At 69.1% G+C, this 26,600-nt stretch carries 25 protein-coding genes and 1 pseudogene; 21 read left to right on the top strand and 5 right to left on the bottom strand.

What is annotated here, in order from left to right:
- Positions 1 to 3: 3 nt before the first annotated feature.
- The 3 genes from extP to VH914_00205 all read right to left on the bottom strand — a co-directional run bounded on the left by extP (position 4) and on the right by VH914_00205 (position 1,741).
- Positions 4 to 693 (bottom strand): selenite/tellurite reduction operon b-type cytochrome ExtP, encoded by a 690-nt coding sequence (gene extP / locus VH914_00215; protein ID HEX4489606.1) that lies wholly within the window; start codon positions 691 to 693, stop codon positions 4 to 6.
- A 117-nt stretch (positions 694 to 810) separates the two neighbouring features.
- Positions 811 to 1,224: a 4Fe-4S binding protein gene (locus VH914_00210; GenBank protein ID HEX4489605.1), complete on the bottom strand. Its 414-nt coding sequence runs from the start codon at positions 1,222 to 1,224 to the stop codon at positions 811 to 813.
- 4 nt (positions 1,225 to 1,228) lie between these two features.
- Entirely contained in the window at positions 1,229 to 1,741 is a 513-nt protein-coding gene (locus VH914_00205) for a hypothetical protein (protein ID HEX4489604.1), read from the bottom strand.
- 199 nt (positions 1,742 to 1,940) lie between these two features.
- Here VH914_00205 and VH914_00200 point away from each other — a divergent pair, with 199 nt between their 5' ends.
- The 15 genes and pseudogenes from VH914_00200 (at position 1,941) to VH914_00130 (ending at position 18,877) form a co-directional block, all read left to right on the top strand.
- Positions 1,941 to 3,179 (top strand): geranylgeranyl reductase family protein, encoded by a 1,239-nt coding sequence (locus VH914_00200; protein ID HEX4489603.1) that lies wholly within the window; start codon positions 1,941 to 1,943, stop codon positions 3,177 to 3,179.
- A 145-nt stretch (positions 3,180 to 3,324) separates the two neighbouring features.
- Positions 3,325 to 3,795, top strand: coding sequence for an NADH-quinone oxidoreductase subunit A (gene ndhC, locus VH914_00195; protein HEX4489602.1), 471 nt, complete (start codon positions 3,325 to 3,327; stop codon positions 3,793 to 3,795).
- Positions 3,796 to 3,799: 4 nt separating this feature from the next.
- A pseudogene (locus tag VH914_00190) lies at positions 3,800 to 4,246 on the top strand (NADH-quinone oxidoreductase subunit B family protein).
- Between the two features lie 105 nt (positions 4,247 to 4,351).
- Positions 4,352 to 4,927: an NADH-quinone oxidoreductase subunit C gene (locus tag VH914_00185; protein HEX4489601.1), complete on the top strand. Its 576-nt coding sequence runs from the start codon at positions 4,352 to 4,354 to the stop codon at positions 4,925 to 4,927.
- Positions 4,928 to 5,009: 82 nt separating this feature from the next.
- Positions 5,010 to 6,404, top strand: coding sequence for an NADH dehydrogenase (quinone) subunit D (gene nuoD, locus VH914_00180; protein HEX4489600.1), 1,395 nt, complete (start codon positions 5,010 to 5,012; stop codon positions 6,402 to 6,404).
- 2 nt (positions 6,405 to 6,406) lie between these two features.
- Positions 6,407 to 6,895: an NAD(P)H-dependent oxidoreductase subunit E gene (locus tag VH914_00175; protein ID HEX4489599.1), complete on the top strand. Its 489-nt coding sequence runs from the start codon at positions 6,407 to 6,409 to the stop codon at positions 6,893 to 6,895.
- The gene (gene nuoF / locus VH914_00170; GenBank protein HEX4489598.1) at positions 6,892 to 8,259 is read left to right on the top strand and encodes an NADH-quinone oxidoreductase subunit NuoF; all 1,368 of its coding nucleotides are present in this window, start codon (positions 6,892 to 6,894) and stop codon (positions 8,257 to 8,259) included. Before VH914_00175 ends, nuoF begins: the two co-directional genes overlap by 4 nt.
- Before the next feature lie 19 nt (positions 8,260 to 8,278).
- Complete coding sequence (gene nuoG / locus VH914_00165) at positions 8,279 to 10,996, top strand: NADH-quinone oxidoreductase subunit NuoG (GenBank protein HEX4489597.1); 2,718 nt, start codon at positions 8,279 to 8,281, stop codon at positions 10,994 to 10,996.
- Complete coding sequence (gene nuoH, locus VH914_00160) at positions 10,993 to 12,207, top strand: NADH-quinone oxidoreductase subunit NuoH (GenBank protein HEX4489596.1); 1,215 nt, start codon at positions 10,993 to 10,995, stop codon at positions 12,205 to 12,207. The genes nuoG and nuoH overlap by 4 nt, the downstream gene beginning before the upstream one ends.
- Positions 12,207 to 12,821 (top strand): NADH-quinone oxidoreductase subunit NuoI, encoded by a 615-nt coding sequence (gene nuoI, locus VH914_00155; GenBank protein HEX4489595.1) that lies wholly within the window; start codon positions 12,207 to 12,209, stop codon positions 12,819 to 12,821. The genes nuoH and nuoI overlap by 1 nt, the downstream gene beginning before the upstream one ends.
- Positions 12,818 to 13,372: an NADH-quinone oxidoreductase subunit J gene (locus VH914_00150; GenBank protein ID HEX4489594.1), complete on the top strand. Its 555-nt coding sequence runs from the start codon at positions 12,818 to 12,820 to the stop codon at positions 13,370 to 13,372. Before nuoI ends, VH914_00150 begins: the two co-directional genes overlap by 4 nt.
- Positions 13,369 to 13,674, top strand: coding sequence for an NADH-quinone oxidoreductase subunit NuoK (gene nuoK, locus VH914_00145; protein ID HEX4489593.1), 306 nt, complete (start codon positions 13,369 to 13,371; stop codon positions 13,672 to 13,674). The genes VH914_00150 and nuoK overlap by 4 nt, the downstream gene beginning before the upstream one ends.
- A gap of 12 nt (positions 13,675 to 13,686) precedes the next feature.
- Complete coding sequence (gene nuoL, locus VH914_00140; GenBank protein ID HEX4489592.1) at positions 13,687 to 15,750, top strand: NADH-quinone oxidoreductase subunit L; 2,064 nt, start codon at positions 13,687 to 13,689, stop codon at positions 15,748 to 15,750.
- A complete protein-coding gene (locus tag VH914_00135; protein ID HEX4489591.1) occupies positions 15,750 to 17,342 on the top strand; it encodes an NADH-quinone oxidoreductase subunit M in 1,593 nt (530 codons plus the stop codon). The genes nuoL and VH914_00135 overlap by 1 nt, the downstream gene beginning before the upstream one ends.
- Positions 17,339 to 18,877 carry an NADH-quinone oxidoreductase subunit N gene (locus tag VH914_00130; protein ID HEX4489590.1) on the top strand — a complete coding sequence of 513 codons (1,539 nt, stop codon included), beginning with the start codon at positions 17,339 to 17,341 and terminating at the stop codon, positions 18,875 to 18,877. Before VH914_00135 ends, VH914_00130 begins: the two co-directional genes overlap by 4 nt.
- Before the next feature lie 118 nt (positions 18,878 to 18,995).
- Here the strand turns inward: VH914_00130 and VH914_00125 are convergent, their stop codons facing one another.
- Positions 18,996 to 20,957 (bottom strand): hypothetical protein, encoded by a 1,962-nt coding sequence (locus VH914_00125; protein ID HEX4489589.1) that lies wholly within the window; start codon positions 20,955 to 20,957, stop codon positions 18,996 to 18,998.
- A gap of 123 nt (positions 20,958 to 21,080) precedes the next feature.
- Positions 21,081 to 21,992, bottom strand: coding sequence for a patatin-like phospholipase family protein (locus tag VH914_00120; protein HEX4489588.1), 912 nt, complete (start codon positions 21,990 to 21,992; stop codon positions 21,081 to 21,083).
- A 138-nt stretch (positions 21,993 to 22,130) separates the two neighbouring features.
- Between VH914_00120 and VH914_00115 the strand changes: the two genes are divergently transcribed.
- The 6 genes from VH914_00115 to VH914_00090 all read left to right on the top strand — a co-directional run bounded on the left by VH914_00115 (position 22,131) and on the right by VH914_00090 (position 26,596).
- Positions 22,131 to 22,493, top strand: coding sequence for an NADH-quinone oxidoreductase subunit A (locus VH914_00115; protein HEX4489587.1), 363 nt, complete (start codon positions 22,131 to 22,133; stop codon positions 22,491 to 22,493).
- Complete coding sequence (locus VH914_00110; protein ID HEX4489586.1) at positions 22,484 to 23,008, top strand: NADH-quinone oxidoreductase subunit B family protein; 525 nt, start codon at positions 22,484 to 22,486, stop codon at positions 23,006 to 23,008. The genes VH914_00115 and VH914_00110 overlap by 10 nt, the downstream gene beginning before the upstream one ends.
- The gene (locus tag VH914_00105; GenBank protein HEX4489585.1) at positions 22,998 to 23,687 is read left to right on the top strand and encodes an NADH-quinone oxidoreductase subunit C; all 690 of its coding nucleotides are present in this window, start codon (positions 22,998 to 23,000) and stop codon (positions 23,685 to 23,687) included. The genes VH914_00110 and VH914_00105 overlap by 11 nt, the downstream gene beginning before the upstream one ends.
- A gap of 114 nt (positions 23,688 to 23,801) precedes the next feature.
- Complete coding sequence (locus tag VH914_00100; GenBank protein ID HEX4489584.1) at positions 23,802 to 24,884, top strand: NADH-quinone oxidoreductase subunit D 1; 1,083 nt, start codon at positions 23,802 to 23,804, stop codon at positions 24,882 to 24,884.
- A gap of 153 nt (positions 24,885 to 25,037) precedes the next feature.
- Entirely contained in the window at positions 25,038 to 26,108 is a 1,071-nt protein-coding gene (locus tag VH914_00095; protein ID HEX4489583.1) for a complex I subunit 1 family protein, read from the top strand.
- The gene (locus VH914_00090; protein ID HEX4489582.1) at positions 26,108 to 26,596 is read left to right on the top strand and encodes an NADH-quinone oxidoreductase subunit I; all 489 of its coding nucleotides are present in this window, start codon (positions 26,108 to 26,110) and stop codon (positions 26,594 to 26,596) included. The genes VH914_00095 and VH914_00090 overlap by 1 nt, the downstream gene beginning before the upstream one ends.
- The last annotated feature ends 4 nt before the right edge of the window (positions 26,597 to 26,600 follow it).

Raw genomic sequence — 26,600 nt, 5'->3', positions numbered from 1 at the left:
GGCCTACAGCGGACCGGAGATGCCGCCGTCCTTACGGACGCGCCAGAAGTGGACGGCCATGAAGATGACGATGACGAACGGCAACATCAGCACGTGGAGTACGTACCACCGCAGCAACGTGTCGTTGCCGATCTCCTTCGAACCCAGCAGCACGAACCGGACCTGGCTGCCGAACACCGGGGTGTAGCCCATCATGTTCGTGCCGACGGTGACGGCCCAGAGTGCGAGCTGGTCCCACGGCAGCAGGTAGCCGGTGAACGAGAGCAGCAGGGTGAGCGTCAGCAGGATGACGCCGATCACCCAGTTGAACTCACGCGGCGCCTTGTACGCGCCGTGGTAGAAGACGCGACTCATGTGCAGGAAGACCGTGAGCACCATGAGGTGCGCGGCCCAGCGATGCATGTTGCGCACGAGTGAGCCGAAGGTGACCGCGGTCTCGAGGTTCTGCACCGTGTTCCACGCGTCCGTCGCGGTCGGCCGGTAGAAGAACATCAAGAAGATGCCGGTGACCGTGAGCAGGATGAACAGGAAGAACGAGAGTCCGCCGAGGCACAGCGTGTAGGAGACCTTCACCGCGTGCCGCTTCACCTTCACCGGGTGAAGGTGGAACAGCACGTTGTTCATGATCACGTAGGAGCGGTTCCGGGGGCTGTCGGTGTAGCCCTTGCGGTAGATCGAGCCCGGTCGGAAGATCGAGTTCCACGCCTGCGAGCTCTGGACCTTGTCGCCGACCTCGGCGACCTTCGCGCCGACGTTCAGCCCGCCGTGCCCGTTGCCGTTCGTACCGTTGCCGTTGGCCAACGATGTCTCCTAGAAACGCACGCCGTAGGCGTAGCCGTGCCGGTTGGTGCGGACGTTCGGATCGCCCTCGGCCCAGTCGTTCGTGACCTTGCCGAGGATGATGACGCCGGTGGGGCAGCGGTCGACGCACAGCGCGCAGCGCGTGCACACGTCCTCGTCGACGACGAAGAACACATGGTCCTTCGGATCGTCGCCGGGACGGTCGGCGTTCACCGACTCGTCGATCGCGTTGACCGAGAGCATGTGGATGCACTTCCACGGGCAGATGTCGACGCAGCCCTCGCAGAGGATGCACTCGGCCTGGTCGATGTGCAGGAACTGCTTCGGCTTCACCGCGGACGTGAGCCAGGTCGGGTCGACCTCTTGCAGCACGTAGTCGGCCGCGAACTCCGGCATCGGGGGGTTGGCGTCGTTGCGCGGCATCGCGTCAGACCTTCGACGTGACGGGTCGGTTGTACGCGGACGTGCCGGCGGGCTGACGCGCTTCTGTCTCGTCGCTCGCTTCCGGCACGCGCACCGGGCGCTTCTGCCAGATCGCGATGAGGAAGATGTTGAGGCCGAGCATCACGCCGTAGATGCCCGCGGCGACGGCGTCGTTCACGGCCTGCAGGTTGATGTCGAAGTGCAGGATGTGGTTGCGCGTCATGACGTACTTCGCCGTGCCCCACTTGAGGTACGAGTTGGCGAAGACGATCCACTCGTGCGGCACGGTGCCGTAGGCGACGAGCATCAGCGTGAAGACGCCGAGCGCGCCGACCATGCACTGAGCCCACGTCGGCGGTTCGGGGGACTTCGGCCGGCGCGCGAGGTACAGCACGATCCCGATGCCGATGAGCAGCAGCACGGTGGCCCAGATGAGGCGACCCGCCGCGTGCGTCCACGACAGATTGAACGTCAGGACGCTCTTCGGAAGAGGGTTGGGAATGTGTGCCGCGAGCATTCGAAACGCTCCCCGATCTCCTCTGTCCGTAGTGCGGATTGCTACCACGCTAGATGAGGCATGGGCACATTGTTGGACCAGCGCCTACGTGCCGATCGTCGCGCTTCCGTGGGCGCGATCCGTCGCGGGCATGGGAGCATGGCGCGTGACGCAATCGCGGACCTCAGGTGCACAAATGCACGAACTCTCGGACGCCTGAATGACAGATCGGTATGACGCACTCGTCGTGGGCGCGGGACCGTGCGGCGCGTCGGCCGCGTACTGGCTCGCGGAGCGCGGGCGGCGCGTGCTCGTCGTCGAGAAGAAGCGCTTCCCGCGCGAGAAGACCTGCGGCGACGGGCTCACGCCACGCGCGGTGCGCCAACTCCACGACATGGGTCTCGCCGAGCCCCTCTCCGAGTTCCAGCGCTTCGGCGGCCTGCGCTCGATCGCACACGGGATCACGCTCGAGCTCGAATGGCCCGACCACCCCGATTTCCCGCCCTACGGCTACGTCGTGCGCCGCCGCGAGCTCGACCAGATGGTCGCCGAGGCCGCGGTGAAGGCCGGGGCGACGCTCTGGCCGGCGACCGAGGCGATCGCGCCCGCCCTGTCGGATGGCGTGCTCGACGGTGCGGTGGTCCGCCGGGCCGAGACCGGCACCACCGAGACCGTCCGGGCCGACTACGTGGTGGTCGCCGACGGCGCCAACTCCCGCTTCGGCCGCGCCCTGGGCACCGCGCGCGATCGCAGCTACCCGCTCGGCATGGCGATTCGCGGCTATTTCACCAGTCCGTACCATGACGAGCCCTGGATCGAGAGCCATCTCGACCTCCGTGATCGGGACGGGAACCATTTGCCGGGGTATGGGTGGATCTTCCCGGTTGGCGACGGCACGGTGAACGTCGGGGTCGGGCTGCTGTCGACCTTCAAGGGCTGGAAGGACGTGAACACCTCCCGTCTGATGGAGGCGTTCTGCGACACCGCGCCGGCCCGGTGGGGGATCGGCCCCGACACCGCGTGCGGCCCGCCGACCGGCGGCAAGCTCCCGACCGGCACGTCGGTGCACCCCGCGGTCGGTCCCAACTTCGTCGTCGCCGGCGACGCCGCCGGCAGCGTGAACCCGTTCAACGGCGAGGGCATCTCGATCGCGTACGAGACCGGCCGGATCGCGGCCGAGGCGGTCGACCTCGCGCTCGCGACCGACGACGGGCTGGCGCTCCAGACGTACACGGAGCGGGTGCAGGAGATGTACGGCCTCTACTTCAAGGTGGCGCGCGTGTTCGTCGCCGCGATCGGCAACCCCGCCGTGATGCGCGAGCTCACCCGGGTCGGCATGCAGAGCCGCACGCTCATGGAGTGGGTGCTGCGGATCATGGCGAACCTGCTCCGGCCCGACGAGCTCGGCCCCGCCGAGGCCGCCTACAAGGTCGTCGAGCGGCTCGTCGCGCTGTCTTGACGGTCGCGCTCGCTCCGCTCGCCGCGCCACGACGCGGGACGGGAATGGCCGAGGTCGCCCCGCTCGCTCCGCTCGCGGGCTGTCGCGGGAACGATGGCCGGCGGCAATCTGCCCGTGATTCGGTCGAGGCACTAGCCTCCGAAACGTGAACGACTACCTGCCGATCCTGCTGATGATCGGGCTCGTGATCGCCTTCGCCGGTCTGTCGTTCGTCGCATCGGGTCTGCTCGCGCCACAGTCGCCGAACTCGGCGAAGCAGGCGCCCTACGAGTGCGGCATCGTCCCCGAGGTCGAGCCGGCCGAGCGCTTCCCGGTGAAGTTCTATCTGGTCGCGATGGCGTTCATCGTGCTCGACGTCGAGATCGTGTTCCTCTATCCCTTCGCCGTCGTCTTCCGACAGCTCGGCCTGTTCGGACTCGTGGCGATGGGCGCGTTCGTCTTCGGTTTGCTCATCCCGTTCGCGTACCTGCTGTCGGTCGGCGCGCTCGCGTGGGGTCCGGTGCAGCGCCGGCTCGCGTCCGGCATCGGGCCGGTGCGCCGCGTGTCGAGCGCGGTCTTCGATCCCGCGGCGGCACGCGCGGTCGACGCCGCCGCGGCCGAGCACGAAGCGGCCTGAGCCGATGGGACTCGAGCAGATTCCGCACAACGTCGTCACCGGGCAGCTCGAGGATCTGGTGCGCTGGGCGCGCCGCAACTCCGTGTTCCCCGCGACGTTCGGGCTTGCGTGCTGCGCGCTGGAGATGATGGCGACCGGGGCCGCGCACTACGACCTCGCGCGTTACGGCATGGAGGTCTTCCGCGCGAGCCCGCGCCAGGCCGACCTCATGATCGTGGCCGGGCGCGTGAGCAACAAGATGGCGCCCGTGCTGCGACAGGTCTACGACCAGATGGTCGACCCCAAGTGGGTGATCTCGATGGGGGTCTGCGCGAGCAGCGGCGGGATGTTCAACAACTACGCGATCGTGCAGGGCGTCGACCAGATCGTGCCCGTCGACGTCTACGTGCCCGGTTGCCCGCCCGGTCCCGAGACGCTCATGCACGGGATCCTGACCCTGCACGACATGATCCGCACCGGCGAGCTGCTCCGGCGGCGCGCCGCCACCCCGCACGGTGGGGCCGGCGTCGCGCTCGAGCCCGCGAGCACCTGAGTCCACCAGCCGAGACGCTGCCCGATGGCCGACGACGAAGTTCGTGAACCAGATCACGAGGGCGGCGCGGCCGAGGCCGTCGCCGCCACGCCGCCCGCAGACGAGGTCGCGGCCGCGCTCTGCGAGCGCTTCGAAGGCTCGGTGCACTTCGAGTCCCACGGGCAGAACGTCGTCTACCTCGATCGCTCGCAACTCGGCGAGGCCGCCGCGTACCTGCGCGATCACGAGCAGTTCACGATGTGCGTCGACGTGACGGCGGTCGACCACCTCGTCGACGGCGTGCGCCACTGCCCCGCGGGCGTGACGCCCGAGCGCTTCGAGGTCGTCGCCAACTTCCTCTCGCACGCGCGCAACCGCCGTATCCGGTTGATCTGCGAGGTGCCCGGGGACGACCCGACGGTGCCGTCGCTCACGGGCGTCTACCCGGGGACCAACTTCCCCGAGCGCGAGACCTACGACCTGCTCGGCATCCGCTTCGACGGCCACCCCGACCTCACGCGCATCCTCATGCCCGACGACTGGAACGGGCACCCGCTGCGCAAGGACGATCCGTCGGCGCGCGTCCCGGTCACCTTCAAGGGCGATCCGAGGCCGCGATGAGCAGTCAGGCGCAGACCGCAGGCGCGGCTCCCGAACGAATCCGGCGTGGATCTCTGGATCGAGCGCCGAAGGTCGGAGCCGCATGAGTAACGAGAATCTGACCGAGGTGACGGATCCGAACACGGGTGACCCGAGCGACGACGCGGTCGCGGAACGCGTCGGTTCGGCCGACGCCGCGCTCGACCATCCGTTCCACCACGTCCCCGCCGACGAGGCGCGCCTCGAGCGCCAGACCGCGGAGGGTGCGCAGGAGCTGCGCACGCGCGCGAAGGAGATCGTCCTCACCGGCGGTCTGTGGCCGACCGACGAGCTCGGCGACACGATGGTCATCAACATGGGCCCGCAGCACCCGTCGACGCACGGTGTGCTGCGCATCATGATGGAGCTCGACTCCGAAGAGCTCGTCCGCGCCAAGGCCGTCATCGGCTACCTGCACACCGGCATGGAGAAGACCGGTGAGGAGCTGACGTACGTGCAGGGCGCGACGAACGTGACGCGCATGGACTACGCGTCGCCGTTGTCGAACGAGCTCGTGTACTCGACGGCCGTCGAACGACTGCTCGACATCGGAGTGCCCGAGCGCGCGACGTGGATGCGCATGATGCTCGTCGAGCTCAACCGCATCTCGTCGCACCTGCTGTTCCAGGCGACGAACGGCATGGACATCGGCGCGGTCTCGATGATGCTCTACGGGTGGCGCGAGCGCGAAGAGGTGCTGCGCCTGCTCGAGACGATCACCGGCCTGCGGATGAACCACAACTACATCCGACCGGGTGGTGTCGCGGCCGACCTGCCCGACGGCTGGCGCGAACGCGTGCTCGGCGTGATGGACGTCGTCGAGGAAGGTGTCGCCGACTACGACGCGCTGCTCACGCAGAACCCGATCTGGCAGGAACGCACCGTCGGCATCGGTTGCATCACGACCGAGCAGTGCCTCGAGCTCTCGATCACCGGACCCATCCTGCGCTCGACCGGTTTCGCGTGGGACCTGCGCAAGAACCAGCCGTACCTCGCCTACGAGGACGTCGACTTCGACGTGATCTACACCGACAACGGCGACGTCTTCGACCGGTACCGCATCCGTCTCTACGAGATCCTCGAGTCGGTGAAGATCGTGCGCCAGTGCGTCGCGAAGATGCCCGGTGGCGACTACCGCGTGCAGGATCGCAAGGTGACCCCACCGCCGCGCGCCCGCATCGACGAGTCGATGGAAGCGCTGATCCACCACTTCAAGCTCTTCACCGAGGGCTTCAAGGTGCCGGCGGGCGAGACGTACACCGCGATCGAGTCGCCGCGCGGTGAGATCGGTTGCTACATGGTGAGCGACGGATCGTCGAAGCCGGTGCGCATGCACATCCGCGGTCCGTCCTTCTACAACCTCCAGTCGATGGGACCGATGGTGCACGACAGCCTCGTCGCCGACGCGGTCGCGATCGTGTCGAGCATCGATCCGATCATGGGGGAGGTCGACCGCTAGCGATGGCGTTCTCCGACGCGAACCTCACCCGCGCGCGGGAGATCGTGGCGCGCTACCCGCGCCCGAAGTCGGCGATCCTGCCGCTCGCGCACCTCGCGCAGGATCAGGACGGCTGGCTCACGCGCGAGGCGATGGAAGAGATCGCAGACCTCGTCGGCGTGTCGCCGGCCGAGGTGCAGGGCACGTGCTCCTTCTACACGATGTTCAAGCGCCGCCCGTCCGGTTCGCTGCTCGTGTCGGTGTGCACCAACGTCACCTGCCTCGTGACCGGTGGCCCCGCGGTGCTCGACCACCTCGACCGCCGCTACGCGGAGGACGACGACGTGTACGTCGAGGAAGTCGAGTGCCTCGCGGCGTGCGGTGGTGCGCCCGCGATGCAGGTGAACTACGAGTTCCACGAAGGGATGACGCCCGAGGGCGCCGAGGCCGTGATCGAGGATTACAAGGCCGGCCGCCGCGCCGCGCGCACCATTTCGGGAAGTACGCGATGACGGTCGTGGAGACGCGGTACGTCACGAAGCGGTTGCGCGACCGACCCGACGACTCGTGGACGATCGAGGGCGCGACCGCGTCGGGCGCGTACGCGACGCTGCGCGACGTCGTCCGCAAGAACGATCCCGCCGACGTGCAGGAGCAGGTGAAGGCGTCGGGCCTGCGCGGCCGCGGCGGCGCGGGATTCCCGACCGGTCAGAAGTGGTCGTTCCTGCCGCCCGACTCGTTCCCGCGCTATCTCGTCGTCAACGCCGACGAAGGCGAGCCGTCGACGTTCAAGGACCGCATGCTCATCGAGCGCGATCCGCACCAGCTCGTCGAGGGCATCGCGATCGCGGCGTTCGCGCTCCAGTGTCACCAGGCGTTCGTGTATCTGCGCGGTGAGTTCGCGCTCGGGTACGAGCGGCTGACGCAGGCGATCGCCGACGCGAAGGCGATGGGCTTCCTCGGCAAGAACATCCTGAGCTCCGGTTTCGACCTCGAGATCGTCGTGCACCGCGGCGCGGGCGCGTACATCTGCGGCGAGGAGACCGCGCTGCTCGAGAGCCTCGAGGGCGAGCGCGGCATGCCGCGCATCCGGCCGCCGTTCCCCGCGATCGAAGGGCTGTACGCGAAGCCGACGGTCGTCAACAACGTCGAGACGCTGTCGACGGTGCCGCACATCATCACGATGGGCGGCGCGGAGTACGCGAAGCTCGGCGTGAACCGCTCCACGGGCACGCGCATCTTCTCGGTGTCGGGACACGTGAACCGGCCCGGCAACTACGAGGTCGAGCTCGGCATCACGTTCCGTCAGCTCATCGACGAGCTCGCGGGCGGCGTGACCGGCGGTCGCAAGGTGAAGTTCTTCGTCCCCGGCGGCGCGTCGTCGCAGTGGCTCACCGGCAGCGACGAGCACCTCGACGCGCCGCTCGACATGGACTTCGTGCAGCAGACGTTCGGCGTGATGCTCGGGTCGGGGGCGGTGATGGTGTTCGACGAGAACACGGATCCCGTGCTCGTCGCGTGGCGCCTCGCGAAGTTCTTCTCGCACGAGTCGTGCGGGAAGTGCACGCCGTGTCGTGAAGGCACGGGCTGGATCGAGAAGGTGCTCTATCGCATGGCGCACGGCGAGGGCTCGCCGTCCGACCTCGACATGCTGCTCGACGTCGGCGACAACATCTCGCCCGGGCTCAACGCGCCGTTCAGCCAGACGACGATCTGCCCGCTCGGACCGAGCGCGGTGTCGGCGATCGTGAGCCTCAACAAGTTCTTCCGCGACGAGATCACCGCGCGACTGAGCCCGGCGCAGACCGCAGGTGTGGGCAGCCCTGGCAGCGCGCGGAACCGTCCGGGTGGAGCGCCGGAGGTCGGAGCCGCATGAGCACCGCGGGAGCGCCGGCATGACCGTCACCCAACCGAACCCGAACCCGACGCCGAAGACGCCGCAACCGGCGAGCACCGACGACGTCACGGTCTCGATCGACGGTCGCGAGGTGCGGGCGAAGAAGGGCGACCTCCTCATCAAGGTCGCGCAGGACAACGGCGTCTACATCCCGCGCTTCTGCTGGCACGAGCGCATGAAGCCCGTCGGCATGTGCCGTATGTGTCTCGTCGAGGTCGAAGGCGTGCGCGGCTTCCCGCCCGCGTGCACGACGACCGTCAACGACGGGATGGTGTGCCGCACGCAGACCGACCCGGTGCACAAGATCCAGGACGGCGTGCTCGAGTTCCTGCTCGTGAACCACCCGCTCGACTGCCCGGTGTGCGACCGGGGCGGCGAGTGCCCGCTCCAGGACCAGACGCTGTCGTTCGGGCCCGGCGAGTCGCGCTTCACCGAGGAGAAGCGGCACTTCGAGAAGCCGATCCCGATCAGCGACATCGTCATGCTCGACCGCGAGCGCTGCATCCAGTGCGCGCGCTGCACGCGCTTCGCCGACGAGATCGCGGGCGACCCGCTGATCACGTTCGTCGACCGCGGTGACCGCACGGAAGTCCTCAACTTCCCCGACCACCCGTTCGCGTCGTACTTCTCCGGCAACGTCGTGCAGATCTGCCCGGTGGGCGCGCTCACCGCGAAGCCGTACCGCTTCCGCGCGCGACCCTGGGACCTCGCGACCGTCGAGACCTCGTGCACTGCGTGCGCGGTGCAGTGCCGTGGTGCGCTGCAGTCGTCGACCGACCGGCTCGTGCGCTTCCTCGGCGTCGACTCGGACGCGGTGAACCACGGCTGGCTGTGCGACAAGGGCCGCTACGGGTTCGAGTACGTGCACGACGAGTCGCGCGTCGTCGAGCCGCTCGTGCGCGAGGGCAACGGCTTCGTCGAGAAGCCCTGGCCGGAGGCGCTCGACGCCGCGGCCGCGATCCTCGAGAAGACGAAGTCGCTGCACGGCGCGGGCGCGATCGCGGTACTCGGCGGCGCGCACGGGAGCAACGAGGACGCCTACGTATGGGCGCGTCTCGCCAAGGGCGTGCTGGGCACCGATCACGTCGACGCGCAGCTCGGCGACGGCCTCCCCGCGGAAGCGGTGCTCGGTCTGCCGCGCGCCGAGATCTCCGATCTCGACCACGCCGCCGCGATCGTGCTCATCGGTCCCGACCTCAAGGACGAGCTGCCGGTCCTGCACCTGCGCCTCCGGCGCGCCGCGATCGAGTTGAAGGTCCCGGTCATCGATCTCACCGTGGTCGGCGCGCCGATCACGCCGACGACGATCGCGTTGCGGCCGGCTCCGGGCGAGGTCGGCGTGGTCGCGGAGCGGCTCGTCGCCGCGATCGGCAAGGCCGGCGGTGGCGGCGACGATGCGATCGCGAACGCGGCGACGACGCTGCGTGAGCGCGCGGGCGACGTCGTCGTCGTGCTCGGACGGGGCTCGGTCGCGGAGCAGCCCGACGCGACGTTGCGCGCGGCCGCCGCGCTGGCCGCACTCCCGAACGTCAAGTTCCTCTCCGCGCTGCGGCGCGGCAACGTGCACGGCGCGCTCGAAGTCGGCCTCGCGCCGGGCGTGCTGCCCGGGCGCGTCGCGCTCGACGACGGCCGCGCCGCGTTCACCGAGGCGTGGGGCGGCGTGCCGGACGCGCGCGGCCTCGACGCGACCGGCATCCTGCAGGCCGCCGCGGCGGGCAAGATCCACGCGCTCGTGTTGCTCGGTTGCGACCCGCTGAGCGATTTCCCCGACCGCACGCTCGCGCGCGACGCGCTCGAGGCGGTCTCGTCGATCATCGCGGTCGACGGCTTCCTCTCCGACTCGGTGAAGCAGGCCGACGTCGTGCTGCCGCCGACGATGTGGGGCGAGAAGCAGGGCACGGTCACGAACCTCGAAGGCCGCGTGCAGAGGCTCGGCCGCAAGGTCTCGCCGCCCGGCAGCGCGATGGACGACTGGCGCATCGCGGGTGAGCTCGCGCTGCGGCTCGGCTCCGACTTCGATCTCGAGCAGATCGACGAGGTCACCGAGGAGATCGCGCGGGTCGCCCCCGCGTTCGCCGGCGCGACCGCGGCCGTGCTGCGCCGCGCGCGCGACGGCGTGGTGCTGCCCGTGGCCGAGCACCGCGACGAGATCGTGTGGCGCGGCGGCGCGTTGACGATCCTCGCCGAGGACGGTTCCGGCGCGTCGTGGGAGCCGATCCGTGCGGGCGCGGCGGGGTCGCCCGACCTGAACGACACGACCGCCGAGACCGGCACCGCGCCCGAGGCGCCTGAAGAGACCGCCGCCGCGGCCGACACCGTCAGCGCCGCACCGGCCCCGCCGCGTTCGGTCGTCTGGGACCGCAGCTTCGGTTCCCCGGACGCTCCCGGGCGCGACGCCTACGCTCTGCGCCTCGTGACCGGGCACACGCTCTACGAAGGCGGTCGCACGGTTGTCTCGTCGCCGCCGCTCGCGGGTCTCGTGCAGCCGCGCCGACTGCGCGTCAACGCGAGCGATCTCACGCGTATCGGCGTCGACGACGGCGCGACCGTGCGTGTCACCTCGGCGCGCGGCAGCCTCGACGTCGCGCTGCACGTCGACGCGTCGCTCCCTGCGGGTGTCGCGCGGCTCGACTTCACGCCCGGCGCGCGCGGCGCCGCCGATCTCATCGACGTGAGCGCGCCCGTCACCGACGTGCGCGTGGAGACCTTGCGATGAGCCCGCTCGCGCACCTGATCGCATCCGACCCCGCGCTCACGGGTCACGTCAGCTGGTCGGTCGTGGGCGTCGTCCTGATCAAGGTCGTCGGCGCGTTCGTGATGCTGCTGCTGTCGGTGCTCCTCTACATCTGGGGCATGCGCAAGGTCATCGCCGACATGCAGAACCGCATCGGTCCCGACAACGCGGGTCCCTACGGCGTGCTCCAGACGCTCGCCGACGGCATCAAGCTCTTCTTCAAGGAGCAATCGATCCCCGACACCGCGGACCGACCGGTGTTCAAGCTCGCGCCCTACCTCTCGATCCTCCCCGCATTCCTCATGTTCTGCGTGATCCCGGTCGGCGGGCGGGTGTCGATCCTCGGCCACCACACGTACCTGCAGGTCGCCGAGCTGCCGATGGGCGTGCTGTTCATCCTCGCGATGTCGGGTATCGGTGTGTACGGCGTGATGCTCGCGGGCTGGTCGTCGGGCTCGAAGTACCCGCTGCTCGGCTCGGTGCGCGCGTCCGCGCAGCTGCTGTCGTACGAAGCCGCGTTCGGGCTCGGCATCCTCGGCGTGCTCATCCAGTCCGGCTCGCTCTCGACGCGCACGATCGTGAACGACCAGGCGTGGGTGAACATCGGGTCGCTCGTGCGGGCGTGGTACTGGCTCCCCGCGCTCGTGCCGTTCGTGATCTTCGTCATCGCCGCGGTCGCGGAGACGAACCACCCGCCCTTCGACCTCGTCGAGGCCGAGCAGGAGCTCGTCGGTGGCTTCCACACCGAGTACACGGGCATCCGCTTCGCGATCTTCTTCCTCGCCGAGTTCATGAACCTCATCACGATGTCGGCGGTCGCGACGACCTTGTTCCTCGGCGGACCGTCGGGTCCCGCGCTCGGCTTCCTCGGTCGCGGCTCGACGATCAACGTCTGGCTCATGCCGTTCCTCTGGTTCGCCGTGAAGGTGCTCGCGCTGCTGTTCGGCACCGTGTGGCTCCGCGCGTCGCTGCCGCGCTTGCGCTACGACCAGCTCATGGCGCTCGGGTGGAAGTACCTGATCGAGATCGCGATCCTCTGGGTGATGGTCTCGGCGACGATCGTCGTCGCGCGCCAGCTGCACTGGCACCTGTTCGTCGCGCTGCCGCTCGCCGTGGTGCTCGCGCTGTTCGCCTACGGGATGCTGTACCTCGCGATCCCGAAGGTCGGCGAGACGGTCGAGGAGTTCCGCTGATGGGCCGGCTCGCGGGATTCGGCGTCACCTTCCGGCAGATGTTCAAGCCGCGCCTCACGACCGAGTACCCGGTCGAGAAGAGCGCGCGTCCGGTACGGCTGCACGGCCGCCACGTCCTCAATCGCTACGAGGACGGCATGGAGAAGTGCATCGGCTGCGAGCTCTGCGCGGGCGTGTGCCCGGCGCGCTGCATCTACGTGCGCGGCGCCGACAACCCGATCGACGATCCCGTCTCGCCGGGTGAGCGCTACGGATTCGTCTACGAGATCAACTACCTCCGGTGCATTCACTGCGACCTGTGCGTCGAGGCGTGCCCCACCGAGGCGATCACCGAGACGAAGCTGTTCGAGTTCTCGTTCACGAGCCGCGCCGACGCGATCTACACGAAGGACCAGCTGCTCGTCGGCGACGACGGGCGCGCGCGACGCCAGCCCTGGGAGCTGTGGGACGGCCACGAGGACGAGCACACCAGCGAGTGGATGCGCGCGACCTCGCCGTCGGGCGCGGTGCAGTACGAGGGGCGCGCGAACTGGTCGGGCGAGCTCGGCTTCGGCGTGCGCGCCGCGGAGACCGGACAGACCGCGCCGACCGAACCGACCGAGGAGCCCGGGTGACCGCGGTCCTCTTCTTCGCCTTCACCGCGATCACGCTCGCGAGCGCGTTCGGCGTGATCCTCGCCCGCAACCCGGTGCACTCGGCGCTGTTCCTCGTGCTCACGCTGGTCGCGATCGCCGGCTTCTTCCTGCTGCAGGACGCCGACCTCGTCGCGATCGTGCAGATCATCGTCTACGCGAGCGCGATCGTCGTGCTGTTCCTGTTCGTCATCATGCTGCTGGGTGTCGACCGGCGCGAGGCGTTCGAGGAGCCGCGCAAGGCGCAGCGCCCGGCCGCGATCGCGCTCGGTCTGCTGCTCGTCGTCGAAGTGCTCGTGCTCGCGGGCCGGCACTGGGTCACGGGCGCGCACTCGCAACGGGGCGCGCTGAACTCGCCCTCCGACGGCAACGTGCACAACCTCGCGAGCCGGCTCTTCACCGACTTCATCTGGCCCTTCGAGGTCACCGCGGCTCTGCTCGTCATCGCGGTGGTCGGTTCCGTGGTGCTCGCGCGCCGCTCGCGGCAGAAGCCCGAGCACAGCGAGGCGGGCACGGTCGGGAGCCGGCCATGACGATCACGCCGGGCTACTACCTCACGGTCGCCGCGCTGCTGTTCACGATCGGCGCGGTCGGGCTGCTGATCCGGCGCAACACGCTCGTGATGTTCATGTGCGTCGAGCTCATGTTGAACGCCGTGAACCTCACGTTCGTGTCGTTCGCCAAGGCGCTGAACGACGTGGGCGGTCAGGTCATCGTGTTCTTCACGCTCGTCGTCGCGGCCGCGGAGGTCGCGGTCGGCCTCGGCATCATCGTGGCGATCTTCCGGCGCCGACCCGGCGCGACGGCCGACGACATCGATCTGCTGAAGGGCTGAGGCAGAACCAACGTGCAGGGTCACGCGCTCCTCGATCTGGTCTGGCTGATCCCGGCGTTGCCGGCCGCGGGCGCGGTCGTGCTGCTGGTGTTCGGCAAGCGCATCGGTGAGCCGATCGCGGGTTGGATCGCGACGTCGACGATCGGGCTCTCGTTCGTCGGCGCGGTCATCGCGTTCGCGACGTTGCTCGGCCGCCACGCGCAGGACCGACAGCAGGTGCGCACGCTCTGGACGTGGTTCGAGTCCGGCAACTTCGTCGTGAAGCTCGGCTTCCTCGTCGACCCGCTCTCGGTGACGATGATCCTGTTCGTCACCGGCGTCGGCACGCTCATCCACGTGTACTCGATCGGGTACATGCACGGCGACCCGCGCTTCTCGCGCTTCTTCGCCTACCTGAACCTGTTCGCGGCGTCGATGCTGATCCTCGTCCTCGGGAACAGCTTCCTCGTGACGTTCCTCGGGTGGGAGGGCGTCGGTCTCTGCTCGTACCTGCTCGTGTCGTTCTGGTTCGAGCGCAACTCCGCGGCGGTCGCGGGCAAGAAGGCGTTCGTCGTGAACCGCGTCGGCGACTTCGGGTTCATGCTCGGCATGTTCCTGCTCTTCTCCAAGACCGGCTCGCTGAACTACGTCGGCCTCACGAGCCGGGTCACGCCGCTCTCGCACGTGACGGTCACCGCGATCGCGCTGCTGTTCTTCCTCGGCGCGGCCGGCAAGAGCGCGCAGTTCCCGCTCCACATCTGGCTACCGGACGCGATGGAAGGCCCGACGCCGGTGTCGGCGCTCATCCACGCGGCGACGATGGTGACCGCGGGCGTGTTCCTGATGGTCCGCATGCACATCCTGCTCGACCTGTCCGCGGCGACGGGCTCACTGCACGCGGGCACGATCGTCTCCTGGATCGGCGCGATCACGGCGATCGGCGCCGCGGCCGTCGCGCTCAAGCAGAACGACATCAAGCGCGTGCTCGCGTACTCGACGCTGAGCCAGCTCGGCTACATGTTCATCGCGGTCGGCGTCGGCGCGTACTCCGCCGCGATCTTCCACATGGTCACGCACGCGTTCTTCAAGGCGCTGCTCTTCCTCGGGTCGGGATCCGTGATCCACGGCATGAGCGACGAGCAGGACATGCGCCGCATGGGCGGACTGCGCAAGTACATGCCGGTCACCGCGGCCACGTTCATCGTCGGGTGGCTCGCGATCGCGGGCGTGATCCCGTTCGCGGGCTTCTGGTCGAAGGACGACATCCTCGCCAAGGCGTGGGTGCATCACAGCTACGCGCTGTGGGCCGTCGGCGTCGTCGCCGCGTTGCTCACCGCGTTCTACATGACCCGTCAGGTGTGGCTCGTCTTCTACGGACCCGAGCGTTTCCGAGAGCCCGCAGTCGTCGGCGCGGATGCCGCGGCGGCGGGTACCGCGGTGTCGTCGTCGCCGGAGTCGCCGGAGTCGTCCCCGGTGCACGAGGTCGCCGACACGGGTGGCGCGCACGACGACCACGGCGCCGGCCACGATCCGCACGAGTCGCCGAACCTCATGCTCTTCCCGCTCGTCGCGCTCGCGGGTCTGTCGATCGTCGGCGGTGTGATCGACCTGCCGTTCACGAAGCAGTCGATCGACGCGCTCGACCGCTGGCTCGCGCCGGTGCTCGTCGGCGGCCGCAGCCTCGAGGTCCACTCGTTCGGCACCGGCTTCGCGCTGTCGACGATCGCGCTCGTGATCGCGGTCGTCGGCATCGTGATCGGGCACGCGGTGTACCGCAACGGCCTGACTCGCGAGGGTGACGACCCGATCGACGCGTCGCTCGGTCCGCTCGCGCGCATCTTCGCGAACGCGTACTACTTCGACATCGGGATCTCGCGGCTCGTCAGCGGCCCGCTGACCGCGTTCGCGAAGTTCCTCGCCGAGGGCTTCGACAAGCGGATCATCGACGGCGCGGTGAACGGCATCGGCTCCGCGTTCAAGGCCGGCGCGGGCGGCCTGCGCACCGTACAGACCGGCCTCGTGCGGAACTACGCGCTCGGCATCGCCGCGGGCCTGGCGCTGTTGCTGATCTTCTTCGGGCTGCGGGTCGGTCTCTGATGCTCGCCCTCGCCACGTCGGCCGCCGGTCTCGCGCGCACGTCGCACGAGTCGTTCCCGGTGCTCACCGCGCTGATCGCCATCCCGCTGCTCGGCAGCTTCGTCGCGATGGTGATGCCGACGCGCCGACCGGAGTACTCGCGCATCGTCGGATTCCTCGCGTCCTCGGCCACGCTCGGCCTCGCGATCTACCTCATCGTGCAGTTCAGCGCGACGACGCACGGCTACCAGTTCGTCGAGAGTCACCGCTGGATGGGCGAGCTCGGCGTGCGCTACTCGCTCGGCGTCGACGGCATCAGTCTGTTCATGGTGGCGCTGACCGCGCTGCTGTTCCCGATCGGCCTGCTCGCGTCGACGGAGATCCAGAAGGCCAAGTCGTTCACGGTCTGGATGCTCATGCTCGAAGCCGCGCTGATCGCGGTGTTCCTGAGCCTCGACCTCGTGCTCTTCTTCGTCGCGTTCGAGTTCGTGCTCGTGCCGATGTACTTCCTCATCGCGGGATGGGGTTACGCCAACCGCGTCTACGCGGCGACGAAGTTCTTCATCTACACCATGGCGGGTTCCGCGTTCCTGTTCGTCGGGCTGCTGAGCGTCGCGTTCCTCTACCACCGCGCCGGTCACCCGCTCACGTTCGACATCCCGACGCTCACCGCGTGGACGTCGGTGAAGGGTCACATCTCCACGGGCGTGTCGCGCGCGCTGTTCCTGGCGTTCTGCGTCGCGTTCGCGGTGAAGGTGCCGCTGTTCCCGTTCCACACGTGGCTGCCCGACGCGCACACCGAGGCGCCGACCGCGGGTTCGGTCGTGCTCGCGGGCGTGCTGCTGAAGATGGGCACCTACGGCTTCCTGCGCTTCGCGGTACCGATGTTCCCGCAGGCGGCCGTCGACCTCGCGCCGATCCTGCTCGTCGCCGCGGTGATCGGCATCGTGTACGGCGCGATCGTCGCCGCGATGCAACCGGACTTGAAACGGTTGGTCGCGTACTCGTCGATCGCGCACATGGGCTTCGTCGTGCTCGGCATCTTCGCCCTCACGACGCAGGGCCTCCAGGGCGGACTGTTCACGATGATCAGTCACGGCCTCACCACCGCCGCGCTCTTCCTGCTGATCGGCATGCTCTCCGACCGCCGCCACACCCGCCAGATCTCCGAGTTCGGCGGTTTGTGGAAGGCGATCCCGGTGCTGTCGGGCATCTTCATCATCGCGACCTTCGCGTCGATCGGCCTGCCCGGCTTCTCGGGATTCGTCGGCGAGTTCCTGACGCTCATCGGCACGTTCCTCACGCACCGCTGGTACGCGGTGGTCGCGACGAGCGGTGTCATCTTCGCCGCCGTCTACCTGCTCTGGGCGGTGCAGCGCTCGTTCACCGGTGAGCCGCAGGGCGAGAACATCGGCCTGCGCGACATCACGTTCCGCGAGCTCGCGACCGTCGTGCCGCTGCTCGGGCTGAGCCTGTTCCTCGGCTTCTATCCGAAGCCGGTGCTCGACCGCGTGAAGCCCGCGGTCGACGACTTGGTCACGCACGTGCAGCAGTCGACCGGCTATCACGCGCCGACGATCGCCGTTCCGCAGGCGAAGGCCTCGCAGCCGTGAACTTCCTCCTCGCCGCGAGCAGCGCGCCCACACGACGACTCTCCACGCCGCCGATCGACTTCGTCGCGATCGCACCCGAGCTGAGCCTGTTCGCGTCCGCGCTCGCGATCGTGTTGCTGCGTTCGCTCGTTCGGAAGTCGAAGCACGTGTTCACGTGGTCGGTCGTGCTCGCGGTGCTCGGCATCGCGACGAGCGGCGTGTTCACCGCGATCGTGTGGCACGTCGTGCACGAGCACGGCCCGTACCAGGCGATCGGCGGCATGGTCGCGGTCGACGGCTTCTCCGTCTTCGTGCGCACGGTCGTCCTCGTCGCGACCGTGCTCGTCGTGTTCCTGTCGGCCGGCTATCTCCGCCGCGAGCAGCTCGACGGACCCGAATACCTCGCGCTGCTCTTGCTCTCGGCGACCGGCATGCTCGTGATGTCGAGCGCGAACGACCTCGTGATGGTCTTCCTCGCGCTCGAGATCCTGTCGATCGCGTTGTACGTGCTCGCCGCGTTCGACCGCCGCCGGCTCGAGTCGCAAGAGGCGGGGCTCAAGTACTTCGTGCTCGGCGCGTTCTCGTCGGCGATCTTCCTCTACGGCATCGCGCTCACGTACGGCGCGACCGGCACGACGTCGCTCACCGGCATCGCCAAGTTCCTCGCGACGAACGACCTGCCGCACAGCGGCGTCCTCGTCGCCGGCTTCGCGTTCCTGCTCGTCGGGCTCGGCTTCAAGGTCGCGGCCGCGCCGTTCCACATGTGGACGCCCGACGTGTACCAGGGCGCGCCGACGCCCGTCACCGCGTTCATGGGCTCGGCGACGAAGGTCGCCGCGTTCGCCGCCTTCCTCCGCATCTTCGTCGGCACCTTCCCGCTGTACGGCATCGACTGGCGCCCTGCGGTGTGGGGTCTCGCGGTGCTCTCGATGGTGGTCGGCACGGTCGCGGCGCTGATCCAGACCGACGTGAAGCGGATGCTCGCGTACTCGTCGATCAGCCACGCGGGCTTCGTGCTCATCGGGGTGCAGGTCGCGACGCGCTCGGGCACGTCGGCCGCGCTCTTCTATCTGCTCGTCTACGCCTTCATGGTGGTCGGCTCGTTCGGTGTCGTCGGCGTGATGGCGCGCCGCGGCGACACGCGCCACGGGCTCGAGGAGTACCGCGGGCTCGGCGTGCGCCGGCCCGTGCTCGCCGGCGTCCTCACGCTGTTCCTGCTCGCGCAGGCGGGCGTGCCGTTGACGGGCGGGTTCGTCGCGAAGCTGGGTGTGTTCAAGGCCGCGATCGACTCGGGTCAGTACGCGCTGGTGCTCATCGCCACGCTCGCGTCCGCGGTCGGCGCGTTCGTCTACCTGCGCATCGTCGTGACGATGTACGGCGGGATCGAGGGCGACGACGCGGTCGACGAGACCTCCGACGGTGGACTCGCGATCGACTTCCCGAGCTCCGCGGTGCTCACGGTCGCGGTCGCCGCGATCGTGTTCCTCGGCGTGCTCCCCGGCTTCGCCCTCGACTTCGCCCGCGACGCCACCCTGTTGCTCGTCGGCGCCAAGTAGCTCGCGCCCGCGCGGCGACGCCCACGCGGCCGAACGCGCCGAGCGGAGCGAGCGTCGAGGCTCGCCAGCGAGCGTGCGAGTCGGCGAGCAGAGTGAAGCCGGCGAAGGAGCGAGCGAGTCAGAACGAGCCGGCGAGCATGATCGGGTTGGCGGACGGGCTGATGTCCGACGCGATGCAACCGTCGGCGTGGCACGCGAGGCCGAGCGGTTGCTCGTGACGCGCCGGGATGGGCTCGACGCGCCACGTCCGCCCACCGTTGTTCGACATCGCGACGACCGGACCGCCGGTCTCGAAGTCGTAGTCGTACGCGGTCATCGCGCAGCGAACCGGCGAGACGCAGTCGACGTAGTCGGGCGAGTCGATCGCCTGCGGGAGGGTGCTCGCCTTCCACGTCACGCCGCGGTCGGTCGAGCGTTCGATGAGCACGCTGCCGGAGGTCGAGCCGACGGCGAGGCACGTGCGGCGCGCGCAGTCGACGTCGAGGAAGTACGCGGTGCCGTCGGCGTCGGGCAGCGGGTGCGCGTCGTACGACCCGCCGAGGTTCGTCGTGGTGAACGCCTGCGGCGACGCGCGGTTGGAGTCGCCGATCAGCACGCACGCGTCGGGGGAAGCGCACGAGGCGCCCCCGATCCCGTCGATGCCGGTCGGCGTCGCGATCTCGTGCCAGAGCACGCCGCCGTCGGTGGTCGCCTCGGCCTTCGGGTGACCGTGCGAGTCGGAGCCGACGAGGAGGCACGTCTTCGAATTCGCGCACGCCAGACGGCCGATCGTGCCGCGCGGGTGCTGGAGATGGCCGGCCTTCCAGGTGATCCCACCGTCACCACTGAGCCAGACGTGCGTGACCGGCGGACCGCCGTCCGCCTGCGTGCGCGTCGTCGAGAGACACGCGTCGAGCGCGGGACACGCGACGGTCATCGGCGCGCCCGCGCCGGGCGGGAACGCGTGCGGCTCCCACGTCGTGCCGCCGTCGTCGGAGACGATCGTCTGCGCGACTTGGGTCGCGTCGTTCGTGAGCGCGACACAGTGCGTCGTGCTCGGGCACGCCATCGACCGCGGCGCTTCGATCGCGGCGGGGATCGATTGCGGAGTCCAGGACGCGCCGCCGTTCACCGTCTCGAACGCGGTGCCGCCCTCGACGATGGCGCACTGGGTCGGCGACGCGCACGACACCTGTGAACGCTGCTCGCTCCCGATCGCGGCGATCGACTGCCGGTCCCAGTGGGCGCCGTCGGTGGTCGCGAAGACGAACGGGCTGTTGCCGGGCGTGTCGCCGACTGCGAAGCAGGTGGTGACGGCCACGCAGGAGATCGAGCGCACCGGGTAGGGCTGGAACGCCGCCAGCGACGCGAAGTCCCAGTGTGCGCCGCCGTCGGTGGTGCGCAGCACGATCGCGTGGTCGGAGAAGTCGGCACCGCCGGCGTAACAGGTCTTCGTCGTCGGGCACGCGACCGCGTACATCCCGTCGCTCGGGTTGGGCACGGTCTGTGGCGTCCACGTCTCGCCGTCGTTCGCCGTGTACTCGATGCGTGGCGTCTCGCCGAAGTCGCCGACCGCCGCGCACGTGTTGGTCCCCCGAGTGCAGCCGATGGCGGCCGTCCCGTAGAGCGCCTGCGCGAACGGGTGCGTGGTGTGCGAGTCCCAGCTGTTACGCGTCGAGAACGACGAGAACCCGTCGGTCGCGACGCAGTGTTGGGGACCGGCACACGAGATCGAGATCCACGCCGTGGTCGCGCCGACGTCGTGCACATCGAACGCGCCGTGCCGCTCGACGAGCACGACACTCTGCTGGGCGTCGGTGGTCGCGAGGAAGTAGCACACCGACGCGCGCGGGCAATCGACGTCGTTCAGCGCGGCGATCCCGTCGGGCACGGCCGCGCGCTCCGACGACCAGCTCGCGCCACCGTCGGTCGACGACAACAGTTGACCGGCCTCGAGTGACCAGCACCGGGTTCCCGCGCACGACACCGCGGTGTCGTCGACACCGAGGGCGAGCGTCGCGGTGACGTGCCAGTCGTGATGGGGCGCGGCCGCGACGGCCGGCGCGACCCAGCACGTGGCCAGGCCGAGTACCACCGCCATCGCGAACGCGCCGCGTCGAATCCGTGAACCGCGCATGTTTCGCCCCCGCCGTCGCTGTTCGTGAACCGCAGATCGTCGCGCACACCGCCCGGTCCACGCCCGTCCGCGGGTGTGGCCTCTGGGCTACGCCTCGACGGCGCGCCGGCGGAACGGCAGGTGCCGGCGGTGCTGGCGGGCCGCGGCGGCGGCGCCCCGGGCCTCGTAGACGTCGAGGAAGCCGAGCGTGAGCCGGTAGGCCTCCTCGATCAGCTCCTCGCCGCCCGAGAAGTCGAAGATGTCGCGCGTGTCGCGCGGTCGCGGCAGCTCCAAGAGCTCGATCCCCGCCGGCACGTACCGCCGCTCGAGGTCGTACCGCTGGTTGCGGGCGTGCGCGAACGAGGTCATCACGACGTCGAGCGGCGAGCGCTGCATGCGGTCGGTGATCGTGCCCGACACGTTCATCACGAAGACGCGGTCGACCGGTCCCGACAGCGCGTGCCACAGCGGCACGGAGTTGACGACGCCGCCGTCGACGAGGCGCCGGCCGTCGTGCTCGACGATCGGGAACACGCCGGGCAGGCAGGCGCTCGCGAGCAGCGCGGGCTTCAACGGACCCCGTGCGATCACGACCTCCTCACCGGTGTCGAGATCGGCGGCGATCACGCGCAGCGGCACCTGGAGGTCGGCGAAGGAGCGCGCCGGCGTCGCGGTCTCGATGATGTCGTCGAGGCCCTCGGCGGAGAAGAGGTGCGTGCCCCGCCGCATGATGTTCCAGGCGCGCACGATCTTCCCGCCCGGGAACACCTTCGCGGTCGTGAGCGCCATCCACGTGTTGGCGAGCTTGGCGATGCCGGTGAGGTTCGGCGCGTAGCAGAGCGCGGCGCCGTTCAGCGCGCCCGCAGACGTGCCGATGACGACATCGGGCACGACCCCCCGCTCGACGAGCGCCCGCAGCATGCCCACCTGCGACACGCCCTGGTTCCCCCCACCCGAGAGCACGAACGCGGTACGCGGCCGCGCCGCGGTCCGGGGCCCCGGGATCGGGCCGCGAGTCACCACCTCGGATTCGCCTCCACGATGGATCACATCGGCGCCAACGCGGCCTGGTTGTGGGGGAATTCCCGCAATTGCTTGTGGAAATCAGGCCCCGCGTATACTCCGCCGAGTCGATCCGGAGCCGGCAACGGAGCGCGCGTGTCGGAGTTCTACAGGCAGTATTTGGCCGTCGCGGTCTTCGTCGTCGCCGCTATGGGCATGGTGGGCGCGATGCTCGGTGTGGGGCGTCTCCTGCGGCCGACCCGGCCCCAGCCGGAGAAGTACCTGACCTACGAATCGGGCTCGGACGCGCTCGGTGGCTTCGGCCAGATGACCGTCCGCTACTACATCTACGCGCTGCTGTTCGTGATCTTCGACGTCGAAGCGGTGTTCGTGTTCCCGTGGGCGATCTCGGCCGAGTCGCTCGGCTGGTTCGGCATCGCCGAGATCTTCGCCTTCATCGCCATCCTCCTCGTCGGACTCGCCTACCTGTGGCGCAAGGGGCTGCTCACGTGGGCCTGATCGACAAGGGCACGCTGCGCAAGGGGCCGCTCAAGCCGCTCGGCGACCTCCTCAACTACAGCCGCAAGTACTCGCTGTGGATGTTCCAGTGGGGCCTCGCGTGCTGCGCGATCGAGATGGGCGCGGCGCTCGCGAGCCCGCGCTACGACGTCATGCGCCTCGGCGTCATCCCTTTCCCCGCCAGCCCGCGCCAGGCCGACCTCATGGTCATCTCGGGCACGGTCACCGACAAGATGGCGCCGTCGATCAAGCGGCTCTACGAGCAGATGCCCGACCCGAAGTACGTGATCTCGATGGGCTCGTGCGCGAACTGCGGCGGTCCGTACTGGGACTCGTACTCGGTCACCAAGGGCGTCGACCAGATCATCCCCGTCGACGTGTACGTGCCCGGCTGCCCGCCCCGTCCGGAGGCGTTCATCGAGGGCATCACGCTCCTCCAGCAGCGGATCATGGACGAGGACCCCGCGGCGCGGAACCGCGGCGAGAACTGGGAGCCGATCGTCGTTGGCCGCTGACACGGACACGGCGGCCGAGTCGGAGGCGCCGGCCGACCCACGCACCGCGCTGCTGCCGGAAGCCGCGGCGCTGCTCGAGCGCTTCCGCGCCCGCCTCGGCGACGCGGTCGTCGACGCGCAGCCGTGCTTCGGTGACGCGGTCGTGCGCGTCACACCCGACGCGTGGCTGCGAGCCGCGCGCGTCGTGCACGACGAGCTCGGTTGCGACTACCTCTCCTTCATCGCCGGCATCGACTGGATGCCCACTCCGGTCGCCGACGACGACGCCGGCTCGGGCGACACCTCGGCGCCGGTCCAGCCGCGCGACACCACGTACGGCGTCACCGGTTCCGAGGGCCGCTTCCAGCTGCTCGCGCGCATGCAGTCGACGAGCACCGGCGCCGGCATCACGTTGAAGACCGATGTCGCGGAGGACGCGATGCGCGTCGCGTCGTGGACGTCGGTGTATCCGGGTGCCGACTGGCACGAGCGTGAGACGTGGGAGATGTACGGCATCGAGTTCGACGGCCATCCCGCGCTGCGTCACCTCTACCTGCCGTCGGAGTTCGACGGTCACCCGCTGCGCAAGGACTACCCGTTGCTCGCGCGCGAGGTGAAGCCGTGGCCGGGCCTCGTCGACGTCGAGGCGATGCCCGGCGAGGAAGGCGACGGCGACGACGAGTCGGCGGGAGGTGAGTAGATGACCACCACCGATCTGCCGGGACCCGGCGGACTGCCCGAGATCCAGGTCGACCCGGCCGCGTACCGGCACCTCGCCGACGCGCAGGTGAACGTCGAGCTCGACACCGGCGACATGATCCTCTCGCTCGGCCCGCAGCACCCTGCGACGCACGGCACGCTGCGGCTCGTCGTGCGCCTCGACGGCGAGCGCGTCATCGCGGCCGACCCGATCATCGGGTACATGCACCGCGGCTACGAGAAGCTCACCGAGTACCGCACGTACCCGCAGATCACGACCCTCATCAACCGCATCGACTGGCTGTCGAGCTTCGCGAACGAGGTGCCGTTCATCCACGCGGCCGAGCGGCTCATGGGCATCGAGGCGCCGCCGCGCTCCGAGTGGATCCGCACGATCCTCACCGAGCTCTCCCGCATCTCGACGTTCCTGCTGTTCCTCGGCGAGATGGGCCTCCAGGTCGGCGCGATCACGCCCGCGTTCTACGGCTTCCGCGACCGCGAGTACGTGCTCAACCTCATCGAGGCCGTCACCGGCGGACGCTTCCACCCGAACTTCAACCGCATCGGCGGCATCAAGGACGACCTGCCGTGGGGCTGGATCGCCGACTGCCGCACGACGATGCGCAAGGTGTTCGAGAGCTGCGACACCTTCGACAACCTCGTGCTCCAGAACCCGATCTTCGAGCAGCGCACCCGATCGATCGGCATCATCCCGCCCGAGCTCGGTGCCGCGTACGGCGTGTCGGGATCGAACCTGCGCGCATCGGGCGTCGACTGGGACCTCCGCCGCGACGGCAAGCCCTACCTCGCGTACCGCGAGCTCGACTGGAAGGTCTGGACGCATCCCGACGGCGACTCGTTCGCGCGCTACTGGGTGCGGCTACAGGAGACGCGCGAGTCGGCGCGCATGGTGCTGCAGCTCCTCGACGGGCTGCCGAGCGGCCCGCTCATGGCGAAGGTCCCGCGCATCATCAAGGTGCCCGAGGGCGAGGTGTGGGTGAACACCGAGAACCCCCTCGGCGAGATGGGCTACTACGTCGTCTCGAAGGGCGCGACGGGACCGTTCCGCGTGAAGATCCGCTCGGCCTCGTTCAGCAACGTCTCGATCCTGCCCTGGTTGCTCAAGGGCGTCTACGTTCCGGACATCGTGACGATCCTCGCGGGCCTCTACTTCATCCTCGGCGACATCGACAGATGAGCGATGAGCGAGCGATGAGCGAGCGTGGCCTGAGCGGCCCGGCGCCGAAGGCGCCAGGAGCGGAGCGATGAGCGAGCGTCGGGAGGCGGGTATCCCGCTGAGCAGCGAGCGTGGCCTGAGCGGCCCGGCGCCGAAGGCGCCAGGAGCGGAGCGATGACCGCCCTCACGACGCATGTCCTGGCGTTCCAGGTCGGGTGGGGCACCACGCTCGCGATCAAGACGCTGATCGTGCTGGCGCTCGTGCCGCTCGCGGCGCTGATCCTCGGCTACGTCTTCCTGCTGAAGATGATGAGCCACATGCAGAGCCGGCTCGGTCCGATGGACCCGGGCGGGTTCCACGGCTGGTTCCAGCTCATCGGTGACGGCATCAAGTTCATGCAGAAGGAGGACGTCTTCCCGTCGGAGGCCGATCGGCGCGTGTTCGCGCTCGCACCGGTCGTCGTCGTGATGTCGACGTTCCTGATCTTCGTGGTGATCCCCGGCGGCCCGCGCATCGCGGTGGCGCGCCAGGGCAGCGCGAGCGCGCCGTTCGGCATGGACGTCGGCGTGTTCTACGCGCTCGCAGTGTCGAGCCTGTCGGTCATCGGCGTGCTCATGGCGGGCTGGGCGAGCGCGAACAAGTACGCGTTGCTCGGCGCGCTGCGCGCCGCCGCGCAGCTGATCGCCTACGAGCTCCCGCTTGTGCTCGCGGTCGTCGGCGTCGTCGTGCAGGCCGGCACGATGAGCCTGCAGGGCATCGTCCTGTGGCAGCAGAGCGGCCACATCTTCGGCTGGTCCGGAGTCGGCTTCCCGCTGATCCTCACGCAGTTCGTCGGCTTCGCGCTGTTCATGGTCGCCGCGCAGGCCGAGCTCACGCAGCCCCCGTTCGACATGCCGGTCGCGGAGTCGGAGCTCGTCGCCGGCTACATGGTCGAGTACACGGGCTTCCGCTTCCTCTTCTTCTTCATCGGTGAGTTCGGCACCGCGTTCGCGTTCGCCGCGCTCGCGGCGACGTTGTTCCTGGGCGGCTGGGCGGTGCCGTGGGTGCACGGGAGCGCGGCCGACGTGCTCGGTCCGATCGTGCTGTTCACGAAGATCATGGCGGTCGCGTTCCTGATGTTCTGGGCGCGCTTCACGTACCCGCGCTTCCGGGAGGACCAGCTCCAGGCGCTCGCGTGGAAGTGGCTGATCCCGATCGCGCTCGCGAACATCCTCGTGACCGGCATCCTGAAGGTGGCGTTCTGATGGCAGCCGGCAAGCAGATCAAGGGCATGCTCGGCGGGCTCGGCGTGACGTTCAAGACGATGCTGAAGCCCGCGGTCACGGTGCAGTACCCGCACGAGCGCGAAGACCCGGCGCCGCGCGCGCGCGGTGTCATCGCGCTGAAGGAAGAGAACTGCACCGTCTGCATGCTGTGCGCGCGCTCGTGCCCCGATTGGTGCATCTACATCGAGGGCCACAAGGAGAAGCGCCCGCCGCGCCGCGAGGGTGGCCGCGACCGCACGGTCAGCATCCTCGACCGCTTCGACATCGACTACGCGCTGTGCATGTACTGCGGCATCTGCGTCGAGGTGTGCCCGTTCGACGCGTTGTTCTGGAGCCCCGAGTTCGAGTACTCCGAGCCCAACATCGCGTCGCTGCTGCACGACAAGGAGCGTCTCGGCGAGTGGATGGAGTCCGTCCCGGAACCCGAGCCGCTCGAGCTCGGCGCGGACGTGAAGGGCAAGAAGTAGTCCC

The organism is Acidimicrobiia bacterium, from assembly GCA_036271555.1.
Classification (GTDB): Bacteria; Actinomycetota; Acidimicrobiia; order IMCC26256; family PALSA-610; genus DATBAK01.
Note: the sequence above shows the minus strand (reverse complement) of the source record. Positions and strands in the feature narration are given on the sequence as shown.